Raw genomic sequence first — 11,987 nt, 5'->3', positions numbered from 1 at the left:
ATCAAACTTGATCACCGGGACATTTAACAACGTGAGTTAAATGCAACCTGCATCTGAACGATACATGCCCGGAAAACTTAACTGGAGTAAGTATACGCCAGAAAAACTAAAATTACCTGCAAGGAAGCCTTTGTTGTGCCTGAAAAAAGTTGCTTTCAGGAAGTCGGAAAATGCGTGCTGAGTGAACCTGTTTTGCGAATTCAAAAAGCAGGCTATATTATACAAAGATACCTTCCGCCTTCTCCGGATCCTTACGTCTGTTGAAGCAAAACAATGAATGTTGAAGCTGAATGAATAAAGAAAGCTTAAAAGGCAGTATCCGGGGCTTGAACCGGCAGAATGTTTGGGATTATGAAAACGGGTTTTATTGGTTTTCACAAAAGTCGCGTCTCAATAAAATGCTCGCTCATTATGAGTTGTACAAACAAATCACCGGCCTTCCCGGACATATTATTGAACTGGGTGTCTATAAAGCCGCTTCATTAGTGCGCTTCGCCACCTTTCGTGACGCTCTGGAAAATGACTTTTCCAGAAAGATAATAGGGTTCGATGCTTTTGGAGCGTTTCCTACAAACAAGCTTGAAGTCGGAGCAGATCTGGATTTTATAGAACGGTTTGAGGAAGAAGGGGGGCATGGTCTCAGCGAAGATGAAGTTTCCGGAATTTTATCTTCAAAAGGATTCGGGAACTGTCATCTGGTTAAAGGAAACGTTTTTGATACGCTGCCTGACTATTTAGATAAGCATCCGGAGACACGTATTGCCTTGTTACACCTTGATATGGACGTCAAAGAGCCTACCGAATTTGCCCTCGGGATCTTATATGAGCGGGTGGTTCCCGGAGGTCTTATTGTACTGGATGACTATAATGCCGTCGCCGGAGAAACAATAGCCGTTGATGCTTTCATAAAAGAACATAACCTTAGAATTGAAAAGCTTCCATTTTATAACGTACCTGCCTTTATCCGAAAACCCTGATAACGGACAGAAGACACAGGTTGTATAAGCCGTTCATGCTTATACAACCTTCACACCCGGTTCAACCTGTTTTCCAGCTTTGCAAAAGCGGTCCAGAAACCCTCACCTTTATTTTTGTGTCCCTGCCAAATTTCAGGGAGCCACGTTGCGTCAGGGCAATACTGACTATACAGAGAGAAGATACGCTGTACCGGAAGCTCACCTTCGCCAATCTGTAGCCCTTCATCGTCAACACCTTTGGCGTCTGCAATATGTAAATGTTTAATCGTTGAGCCGGACAACGAAAAGAAATCATCAATTTCTAAATCGAAATAATTGCAGGCTAACCAGCTGTGAGAAACATCGAGGCATACATTGACATTAAACTGCTTGCAAAAGGTAGCAATCTCATCGGGCTTCACAAACAGGTTGTGGAACCTTTGCCCTCCAAAATGCCACGGAAAAGGAGGCATAGACTGTATAAGTAAATCAACGCCATCGAGTTGTAGTCCGGATAGTGACAGTCCGACTCTTTTGTACATTTCAGCTTTTGTTTCATCGTCAACAAAACTATTTTGTGAAAAACCACCGGCATTGACGACAACGGGAATATCACCGGTGGCAGGATAAAATTGCTTAATCTCCCTTGCGGTGTCTAATACCTTGTTTAGCCATTTCACCGATGTCCGGCGATAGTCTTCATCGGCACTCGCTAAATCAAGTGTATGGTCTGCCTCAAACAGCTCTGGCGCATGCACTACTGCCACTTTATCCTTCAGTACATTCAGATAGCTTTGTGGTGACAGGGAAAGATCCTTAAAGCTGAGATGGAATTCAAGCATGCCAAACTCTGCCTCATTAACGAGGGAGACATCGTGGTAACGAACCGGAATACCAAACGTTCCCGGTAATGCAAAGCGGGATTTTCGCTCAAACACTTCCGAAATCAAATCGGATGAATAAAAGGCATCACCGGCACACATATCACGGTTAGCCGTCTTGCCAACCAGAAGTGCGAGTTTATCTGGTGACAACCCTTTGCCGGGGCTTTTTACCGTTACCATAGACTCAGAGATGACGGTTCCCTTCGAAATAGCCGTACATACATAGAGACTTTTGCCAAGCACTTCCCGGTTCATCATCTCTCCCTGACTAAGGCTGCGCTTATCTGAAGAACCCAGCGCTGCTTCAACCTGCCGTATGCCCTTTACCATACATTCAAACTCAGATGGTAACAGGCTGACTTTATGGTCATTTCCTTCGAGGCTGCGGTCCAGAGTAAAGTGTTTTTCTATAACTTTAGCACCCAATGCGACAGCAGCTATGGCAACATGGATGTCGCGCTCATGGCCTGAATAGCCAACTAATCCCTGATTCAGGTCACTCAATTTTTCAAGATACCTGAGATTAATATCTTTAAATGGCGCAGGGTAAGTTGAGTTACAGTGTAAAAGTACATAACTTGCTCCCTGCTCGTTTAGCAAGGAAACAGCAGCAGCAATTTCATCATCTGTTGCCATTCCTGTTGATACGATGAGAGGTTTTCTCATCGCACTCAGGTGAACAAGAAGGGGGTGGTTAGTTAAATCGGCTGAAGCTACCTTAAAAGCGGGTACGCTAAGCGCCTCGAGTTTATCAGCACTAACGATATCAAAAGGAGTACAGAGGACTGTTATCCCAACTTTTTCACAGTAAGCAAAAAGTGTTTCAAATTCAGTGTCTTTTAGTTGATATTTTCTCAACAACTCCAGCACGTATTGCGCACCGAGATCTTCGCTCTCATCATCAGCATTACCTTGGTTAATATAAAGCGAATCCATATCACGCATCTGAAACTTTACGCAGTCCGCACCGGCAGCGACAGCCGCATCCACCAGCTGACAGGCGCGCTCCAGGCTGCCATTATGGTTATTACCAATTTCGGCGATAATAAACGTTTTGCCTGCGCGGGAAATGGTGAAATCATTGATAGCAACAACAGGCGACTGGCGGCGTGCAATACCACAAACCCTGGCCTGACTATCCAGAACCGGTACATATCTGATGCGCTCATTTAAGCAAGATTCCAGGACTTCTGGTCCCTGCTCTTCAAAAAATGAAACGCACCCGGCATTCATCGCGTGGGTAACGGCCTGATGTATGTCTATATTTGTCTGGCGAAGCACCCAGCGACGGAAGTCTCCGTCTGTAAAGCACCCTAAAAGATGATGATTATTGTCTGTAATAAAAACGATCTGATGTTTATTTGCATTCAGCGCTTCCAGGGCATTCGCGACAGAGCTGTCTGATGACAAAATAAACTTGTCAATTTCACGATCAATGATCATTTACTTCTCCGTCTTCACTTAATTTAGTTAGCATCGCCTGCGCTAGCAAAAGATCGTTCTCAGTATCAATGTCTATGTTGCTACTTTCACCCATTTCATAAAGTGCAATTTTTCCTCCTAACCTGTTGTTGTACTCTTTCAACACCTCAGGAGTAAAAATATAGATAGAACCATTTTCCTGGTATTGGGGCGCCATATCTTGCCGCCTTGGTCTTTCCCTGTAATCGTAATTGACAGAAACGGCATTCCCGTTAACTTCTTTCCAGAAAAACCGGTGGCTGTTGACAACAGACAAAAGTGAGTCGGCCTGTGATTGCTGCAGAACGCGTATTGCGTTATCGATGTCAACCGGAGACCGTACCGGAGAGGTGCATTGTAAAAAAACGATAAGAGACACATTCTCCCCTGTATCTTCAATTACATGCAAAGCATGAAGAAGAGCAGATTCAGAACTTGCTGTATCACCGCTGATTTCCGCAGGTCTGTGAATTATATTTGCATTGTAGTTTTTAGCGACCTGAAGGATTTGGGGGTCATCACTGGTAACATAAACATCATCGACAAGTGATGCAGCTTCCGCCTGTGAAATACTGTGCGCTACCAACGGAATACCATTCAACTCACGAATATTTTTACCGGGCACTCCCTTTGAGCCGCCCCGCGCCGGGATTAGACAAATTACTTTTCCGCTCATTGTTGAAATCTCTGTTTACACAACCTGGCGGACAGTTGCCGGCAGGCAGGTGTAATTAATTCTTACAGCCTCACTATTAGTGAAGCAGTCGCTACCATACACACCAAGTTCATCAGCTCTCTTCAGCATATTCTCAGTGGGTGCGTAACAATACAATTTGATCTGTTGAAAAGCAGACGACGCGACATAAAAAGCGGTAGACACAAAACCATGTAAACTTGCAGGTGGCCGGTCCTGCTCACGTAACCATAGCTCTAAAGGTAAATCGATATACTCAACTTTCAGTGCCGGAAATGCAGCAAGCAGCTCTTCATTAAATGACTGCGTCTGTCCTCTGTGGGGGATATAAATGACGTTTTCCGGACATCTTTTGAGAATTGAATCGATAAACTGCTGGTACTCCTGCACATCACAAAAATCCCGTTCAACGACTTTAGAGCCAATAATGACAGCGGTACTTTCATCTACCTCTTTAAATTCCTTTCTTAACGCGCGCAAGTGATTTGTCATAAATTGTGTGTTTTCCGGAACATGAGTGCCAAAAATGGTAAAAAGACTGATATTACCCGGCACCTCCGGACCAAGACCATACGATACTTTTATCTTGGCTGCTTCCTCACGGCGCACGGCAGAGCCGTATACAGGCAGACTAAACTGTTTACCTGCAGGTAAATGAAAATACAGAAAAGATAATGTGGCAGTGCCGTCATCCAACATCCAGGTGTCTGTTCCGGACATTGCAGACGCGATATCCTTTTGCCACTGAGAGCGGAAGTCGGAGAGAATCAGACGCCCGTAAGCCCTGTCGCGAAATTTTTTGAAGGGTAATGCATAAACACCAATGCGGGCGTTTAAGTCCGGACCGGTTGCTTCATCAGTATTTCCGTAGTGCCAGGTAACCATTGAACTGATTAATTTCGGGAAATAGGACTTAACCGTCTGTAACTGCGTAAAATTTCTGCTTTGATGACTTGTAACCACGAACACATCTAATTCTGTGATCGCCATCTCACTGATGGCTTCATTCAGACATATGAGGTGGAAGGGTGATTCAACCAGAGCTAAAGCACGCATATTTGATCTGATCCGCTGTCGTATTCAAACCGTGTATCGGCCAGCTTTCCGAAAACTTTATTCGTCATATCAGGCTTCGTTTAACCATGGTTTTGATGAAATTTGTTTTGCTCTGTATTCCAGCAACCTTTCAGATGTATATGTCCCCGTGCTTAATAATGACCAGTTTAACGGAGCAGTTACTTTTATCGCCCGGTGACCATCAGGCATAATTAAAGAATCGTTTGTTCTTTCACTGCGGCTAAAAACTACAGCCAGACAGGCATCGTAACAATGAAAAGGTTGCAACTTATTGATACGTAAAGGGTAAGGTTCCTCCACATTTTCAGGCACTAGTACTTTAGGTAACACCACGTCATAGTCTTTACGCAACATAAAATAATTCACTAACATAGATGCCCTGACATAATCATTGGCCTGGAGAGGCGCATCATATTCTTTCATACTGTTACCGGCTAAGCGGATCAACATCATGTCTTCACCAGTTAATAAATCAACCTCCGTATCGCCGGCTGAATCACTGACAAGAATGACATCATTTGCGAATGAAGAAATACGTTTCCTTAGTTCATCACGCTGACAGTCCCGGAAGTAAATCACAACGGGCAGATCTTTAAACTCTTCACGAAAATCCACACCGGACACCCCTTCGTCCAGATAGTCAATTTCAAGCCCGATATTATTGTCCTGCACAAAGGCATCCAGTGATGTTTTAAAGCTCCGGATATTTGTTAGTACCGCCAGCCTTTTCCCTTTCACACTTGCGGCCAGACAGGTATAAACACGTCGTTGCGATATGGCCACTGAAACATCATATGCCAGTTCAGGAGACGCTAATTGTTGTTTCATAAGATCAAAATAATGACTCCAGTCTTCTCTGACTTTGTCACATAAATTCACAGTATCTGCATCAGTGAGTCCCGCCCCGAGTATTTTGCTCAGTACGGCATGATAGTAATTCATTGAGCCATAGAAAAAATAAAACAGAAGACTCTGACCCTGGCTGTAGGAATCAAACAGCTTTATTTTTTGGCTTTCGACTTGCTTTTCGATTTGACAGGGTTCTTCAAACTTCGCGTTGATACTATCCTGCAAGTCATTCAGTTCGCTACGTAATACGGATTCTGAGTATTGCCCGAAATAGCGCTGCGAAAATACTTCTGCCGGCACATTTGCATATGCGTTTCCACGCAGTTTTTTAAGCGCCTGTCGCTTTCGTTCAATCTCTTCAGATACCAGCACCATCTCGGGCCTGAGCGGAACAGCACCGCTAATTCTGGCGCCATCAGCAGTGTTATAGCACTCTGGCTTATAAGCTGATAAAGCCTGTTCCAGGGAAGTTGCAGCGACTTTGAACTCATACTTTGTATTTACCACCGGAGAGAAATTGCCTGGCACCCGGATTGAAACGTTGTTTTTTTCGCTGTAGTCATACACTTCCTGGCCATCTTCAGTGTAATAGCCGGAAGATTTGGAATGATGATTTTTGGCATCCTTAAACCCTAAATCAACACCAAACAGATATAGTTGCCGCATGCCCCATGCAAGTACTACGTTAGCAACAAAATTGGATACTGTTGGAAAAGCAAATTTAAGACGCTGGTACTTTTTGTCATTCAACACCGCAAGGGTAGATACCGTGGACGACTCTCCTTCTTTAAAGGCAAGGTAACATTGCCTGAACAGGTTTGCCGTGTCCGGATGGAAGCCGTTGCACGAAATTAAGTCTATTTCTTTCAGATACGCATCATCGTAAACAGATTTTGCCCAATCAAACGTTGACCTGTTTTGTTCTATTTCTGCGTGAAAATCTGGTTTTATTCCATGACGATGCAATACCTTGATGGCGGTTCCGCAACTGATAATGATTGCACTGTCGCGATTATCTTTTATCACATCAATCGCATCATCGACTGAAGGGCCATTCCCCACAATGAAAACAGGCGTATCACACAGTGCACTACCAAGAATTGCCGGTGCATCCGTTAATAGAAAGCGATGTTGTCTGACCATAGATTCACGGGTATGGCTAATGCCGAAATATGCGTGATCAAAATACTCTCCCATGGCGATAACAACTTGTAGTTGTTCCCTTAATTTTGCAACAGCGTCATTCAGCTTTTCATCATAGTAGCTTTGATAAAAGTAAGTCTGTGCAAGGACGTAAGGACCAATAGAGTGAAACTGATTCAGCAGGTCAGTAAAAAGGTGTGTGCCATCATCCCCTACGTTTAAGTAAATCCGGCTTCCCTGTTCATCAATTTTTTCGAGGATGCCAGCCCAGTCAATGGCAAAGAGAGACGCATAGAAGAAATCTCTGTTTGGTTCGCAAATAAATAGCTTCTCAATTACGCGCTGGCCTGACAGTTCTGCCAGGTCGTAGCCACTACCCAGACCGAAAACAATCAGTGATTTTACTCTTTCCGGTAAAGACTGTTGTTTTTCATGGACTTCATTCAAAAGCTCTTCGCTACGTGCAACGAACTGATAGTGCAAATAGTGCTTTAACTTATCGCCTTTGTATCCCAGGACTATTCCATCCTTTCTGGGATGTTTACAAAAACCTTCAAACTGAACCTGACTTGTTTTTTCAGGTGAGGCTGCATACCACGGTACAAGCAATTTTTTGTTTACAATATTAATACTGCCATTGTCATCAACCGCACACCATTCAAGCGGCTCATAGTCCTTAAATTGCTGATAGACATCAGGAACATATTTCTCAAAAGCAGCCAGGTTTTTATTGAACTTCTCCCCCCGTGATACTGGCTTCCAGCCAGCAGGATCTGCTACACCAGTCCACGCAGGAATATATTGTTCTGGCAATGCAGCAGCTTTTCCCTTACCTGATTGCCGTTTCAGATGAAGGCCGTTTACAGCCAGATCATAGACCACATGACTAAACACGGGAGTGTTGTAGTGCCGGTATACATAAATATGATTAAAGTCTACAGCTGCAGATAACTCGCTAATATCACTGAAGAAGCTATTACCGTCATTTCCGGCCTGAAGATAAATAGCGGTATTCTTCCTGTGTGCAGTCCGGAGCATTTCTTCCCAGGGAGCAACCAGTACCGAGTTTTTGAACATTTGCAGGTCGGGTTCATATACGATCATGTGATCGATTGAGTGATGTTTTAACAGTTCTCTTATGTGAAATCCCATACCTGCGCCCAGAACAACAAGGACAGGAATATGTTCCGGTAAGCCTTCGCGATAATAAGAGTAAAGAGGGGCGCTTCCGAATGGCGTCGACTCACCTCCCTCCTCAACAGTATCAACATCAAAACGCAGCGGATGCGCTTTAAATGATTGATATTGCTCCACCATTCCGGCTTCAGGATGTAAGCCATAAAAGACTCTGCCCTGCCCATAATCCACAATGTTGGGTTCGCCGGATTTATTGCAGAATACAGATAGATTAGTTGAAGGTATTGAGTTAATCAGCTCAGCAACCGGCGGAATGTGATGACTAAAAGCAGTAAGATTGCGTCTGAAATTTCTATGCAGCATTTCAGATAATTGCTTTTCTGAAGCGAGTTGAGCTTCTTCATCATCATGTAAGTGGATTTGAATAGATTCAATCATTTTTCATTCGCCGGGGTGGCGTCCGGTTAAAACATTTATGTTTGTTTATTAGTATTTTTTCCGCAGACAATCCATAAAAAGCGACAGTCCGAAATGCCGGCCCTGCAGGAAAGTTGTAAGGCCGGCGACACTGATATAATGAAACAAGCCTGCGATTCCACTTCTGACAGCGTGGCGCCTGAGCAAGTGAAGAGTCAGTTCTTTCGCATAATCGCCGTACTGCCTTTGAGGGAGTAATCGTAATAACTGGCGACCGGCATGACAGCTTTTCTTCATTGAACCGGTAGAATACGGTAATTTCAGAATGTCAGCCGGATAAATTAAGAACTGCGCCATATCGTCTGTCGTCATGCCCGTAATACCAAGTTCTTCTAACTGTCTTAATACTATTTGCTGACACCCGCGCAATTGTCTGCCAATCTGCGCTGTTGATTCTTGTGCCTCATGCCTGCGATATCGCATCAATGGCTCGTGAATCATTCCTATCTTACCCACTTTACTTACGTCAACCCAAAACTGGTAGTCACTGGCACCGGCAAGTGACTCATCAAAGGTTATTCCATGCTGATGAATGACATCACTTCGCACCATGCTGCCCGGATTCAGTACATAGTTGTAGAACAGCAGAGCATCAGCAGAAACATCCCGTGCCTGCCTCGCGCGATATACCTCAGAGACATCGTCAAACTCTATGTATTCACAGGAAACGGCAACAGCCTTTTGATCTGAATTAAGATAAGCATGTTGTTTTTCAAGGCGGTCAGCCCGTGCGATATCGTCTGCATCCAGCCAGGCAAGAAATTCACCTTTAGCTTCAGAAAGCAAGGTATTCCTCGCCGCAATGATCCCTTTGTTTTGCTCATGGGTGAGAACTCTGATGCGCGGATCCACAGCTTGCCATTGCTGTAACTGAACAGATGTATTGTCAGTCGAGCCATCATCAAGAAGGAGTACTTCGAAACGCTTTTCTGTCTGTTCAAGCAGAGAGGCCATTGTTTCATCAAGGTATTCCGATACGTTAAAACACGGGATCAGCACTGAAATTAAAGGCACTACACGCCCACCATTCTGATATCGTCATGGTGTCTTTCCTTTGCTGCGGAGGCAATACGGCCCGCTATCTCATCCCTGAATGCATGAGACGAAATGACAAAATTTTTCGCCCCGTCATCTAACGCCTGCTCCAATGTAATCACAGTATAACCCGCGACCTGATAAGTTTCGGATCCACCAGCTCTTCTGTCCACAAGGTGCAAAACTTCAATCTTATGCTGCTTAAGGTATGGCAGCATCTGCAGAAAAAACTCTCCGGCACCATAAACGCATACCTGCTTCCATGCCAGAGCGATAAGCTTTTTAATCAGTGATTCCACGTAAAAGCGGTTATCGTTTTCGAGCAGACCGTAAGCTCTGGTCAGGAAACTGTTATCTTCGAGAGCGATGACGCCTGCCGGCCAGTGAATATCTCCCAATGCCCAGCGGTTACTCTGGCCACTTTCAAAGAATGTCTCCATCAATCCGGTTTGTATCACCTGTTTCTTTTGTTCCTCGTCAATAACAGGGTACTCGCCATCAGTCCCGAAATTATCCTGATGCAACAACTCTCCGAACAAACCCGCTTCTTTCGCTGTCGGCATTAGCAGATAACGGGCAACAATGGCCTGGGCGCTTTCAAGGCTTATCGAACTGCGGTCAAGACGATGGGAGACATCCATATAGGAAAGGCAACCAGCCAGAAATTGACTGCAAATCTCTTCGTTTCCTTTGATGCCTTTACCTGTCAAAGGTTGAACACGACCATCACGCTCTATGTACGATAGCGTTGACCCGCCACTCCCCAAAAGAAGCGCTTCTATGCACTCAGGTGAACGGGCCAGGCGCTCACTGAGACGAAATCTCTCATTGCCGGGGGAAATGAATGCACGATAGAGTGTTTTTTCAACAAACCGGTACGCACGCAGGGATGAGTAAAACAGTAAATTTACACCTGCCTGCTTCTGAAAAATCGTCTCCAGGCTATGCTGAATAGTGCCACCGTTACCAAAGTCCACCACAGCGCACTCATGAAAGTCACACCGGGTTTCCTGCGACAGGTAGTGTGATAACAACTTTCGCTGAGTATTAATTTTATCCCTCAGACTGGATGCATTTTCGTGAGCCTCGGCGCAAAGCTTGTCGTAGAGCGGTTCAGAATGAATAAACATTCCCTCAATGTTTTTCAATTCGAGGTCAGGAGGAAGCTCAGAAAAAAGCGCGGGATCAGCGTGAAAATCTTCAATAAAATTCTGAAGAGTATACCCCCGGTAGGTCATCAGGGTATCCATAACCTTGTTTAACCAACCACTTTCCTCCGTATCAATGCCGGGCCAGAATGCAGATTTACGGGAGACGTAAAATGCACTGACTGTGATGTCATTAATTCCGGCAATAGCAAGCCGCTTTTCGATAAGAGGGTTGAACAAATATCCCTCCCGCATCAAACACAATATGTGCCGGCATCCCGTTACGCGACTCTGACTGATAACCCAATCTGCGAATGCATCCATCACCGGCCCCCACACAAAGGCGCCACAGTCAAATGCTAACTGACCGTGTGACGACACTGCCTCACTGTTCATTGAGGCCATCAAACGGGTTGCAGATGAATGTTCACCACTAAGAAATGGCCTTTTCTCCAGTGAACGAATTGACCATGTATCCAGTTGAGGGTGGAAATGGCACGTTTGCAAGCCTGCGGCTTCCGCTGACTTAATATCAGCGTCCAGGTTGTCGCCTACATGTAGCCAGGTGTGAGGGTTTGCCTTCTGAACACTGGCAACATACCGGTACATTTTGCCACTAAATTTGGTAAAACCAGTCTCTGACGAAACGAATAACGGTAACTGTGCCAATTCCGGCCAGGCGTGAAAAAAGGTGTTTTTAATCTGCTCAGCCGAGAGATACATATCAGATATCAGATAAACGGCAATGTTTCGTACTTTCAAATTCCTGATAACATGAACAAGCTGCTGATTTACCAGTCCTGCATGCCGCTCTGCATCTAACTCTGCAAGGACAAGGTTTGCCTGAATATCTTTGCTGAAAGGCATACAACTGAAAATTTGCTCAAAGGTGATGTCTTCAGCTTCTGTATACCGCTGCCTTGCTGCGCGCTCAGCCTGCTCACGTAAAATCCGGTAATCTTCGCCGCTGATACCGTATACTCCTGCTTCACTGAGTACGGTATGACTGAAAACGTCGGCAGGCAGATTTAAGTGACGGAAGACCAGCGTGTCAAAAATATCAAAACTGACCGTACTCAGTTGATGTTCGTCGACCTGCTGCAAAATTCTGTCATAAATATTCATT

At 44.8% G+C, this 11,987-nt stretch carries 7 protein-coding genes; 1 reads left to right on the top strand and 6 read right to left on the bottom strand.

From position 1 onward, the window contains the following. Positions 1–290 precede the first annotated feature (290 nt). Positions 291–977 (top strand): TylF/MycF/NovP-related O-methyltransferase, encoded by a 687-nt coding sequence (locus tag ACXAGC_RS12410; RefSeq protein ID WP_474844655.1) that lies wholly within the window; start codon positions 291–293, stop codon positions 975–977. A gap of 50 nt (positions 978–1,027) precedes the next feature. On the opposite strand, the gene ACXAGC_RS12405 is transcribed toward ACXAGC_RS12410, so the two are convergent. From ACXAGC_RS12405 to ACXAGC_RS12380, 6 genes are all read right to left on the bottom strand, one after another. Then, on the bottom strand, positions 1,028–3,283 hold the full coding sequence (locus ACXAGC_RS12405) for an N-acetylneuraminate synthase family protein (RefSeq protein ID WP_474844654.1): 2,256 nt from the start codon (positions 3,281–3,283) through the stop codon (positions 1,028–1,030). Beyond that, positions 3,273–3,977 carry an acylneuraminate cytidylyltransferase family protein gene (locus tag ACXAGC_RS12400; protein ID WP_474844653.1) on the bottom strand — a complete coding sequence of 235 codons (705 nt, stop codon included), beginning with the start codon at positions 3,975–3,977 and terminating at the stop codon, positions 3,273–3,275. Before ACXAGC_RS12400 ends, ACXAGC_RS12405 begins: the two co-directional genes overlap by 11 nt. Before the next feature lie 15 nt (positions 3,978–3,992). Beyond that, the gene (locus tag ACXAGC_RS12395) at positions 3,993–5,051 is read right to left on the bottom strand and encodes a hypothetical protein (RefSeq protein ID WP_474844652.1); all 1,059 of its coding nucleotides are present in this window, start codon (positions 5,049–5,051) and stop codon (positions 3,993–3,995) included. Between the two features lie 69 nt (positions 5,052–5,120). After that, on the bottom strand, positions 5,121–8,639 hold the full coding sequence (locus ACXAGC_RS12390; protein WP_474844651.1) for a 6-hydroxymethylpterin diphosphokinase MptE-like protein: 3,519 nt from the start codon (positions 8,637–8,639) through the stop codon (positions 5,121–5,123). A gap of 48 nt (positions 8,640–8,687) precedes the next feature. Beyond that, positions 8,688–9,692: a glycosyltransferase family 2 protein gene (locus ACXAGC_RS12385; protein ID WP_474844650.1), complete on the bottom strand. Its 1,005-nt coding sequence runs from the start codon at positions 9,690–9,692 to the stop codon at positions 8,688–8,690. Next, a complete protein-coding gene (locus ACXAGC_RS12380) occupies positions 9,692–11,986 on the bottom strand; it encodes an HAD family hydrolase (protein WP_474844649.1) in 2,295 nt (764 codons plus the stop codon). Before ACXAGC_RS12380 ends, ACXAGC_RS12385 begins: the two co-directional genes overlap by 1 nt. Between the last annotated feature and the right edge of the window lies 1 nt (position 11,987).

It is taken from the genome of Alteromonas sp. AWJ4_197 (assembly GCF_056160285.1).
Note: the sequence above shows the minus strand (reverse complement) of the source record. Positions and strands in the feature narration are given on the sequence as shown.

Coding starts and splice junctions, on each gene's coding strand:
- ACXAGC_RS12410 (WP_474844655.1), top strand. CDS start 291: ATGAATAAAGAAAGCTTAAAAGGCAGTATCCGGGGCTTGAACCGGCAG.
- ACXAGC_RS12405 (WP_474844654.1), bottom strand. CDS start 3,283: ATGATCATTGATCGTGAAATTGACAAGTTTATTTTGTCATCAGACAGC.
- ACXAGC_RS12400 (WP_474844653.1), bottom strand. CDS start 3,977: ATGAGCGGAAAAGTAATTTGTCTAATCCCGGCGCGGGGCGGCTCAAAG.
- ACXAGC_RS12395 (WP_474844652.1), bottom strand. CDS start 5,051: ATGCGTGCTTTAGCTCTGGTTGAATCACCCTTCCACCTCATATGTCTG.
- ACXAGC_RS12390 (WP_474844651.1), bottom strand. CDS start 8,639: ATGATTGAATCTATTCAAATCCACTTACATGATGATGAAGAAGCTCAA.
- ACXAGC_RS12380 (WP_474844649.1), bottom strand. CDS start 11,986: ATGAATATTTATGACAGAATTTTGCAGCAGGTCGACGAACATCAACTG.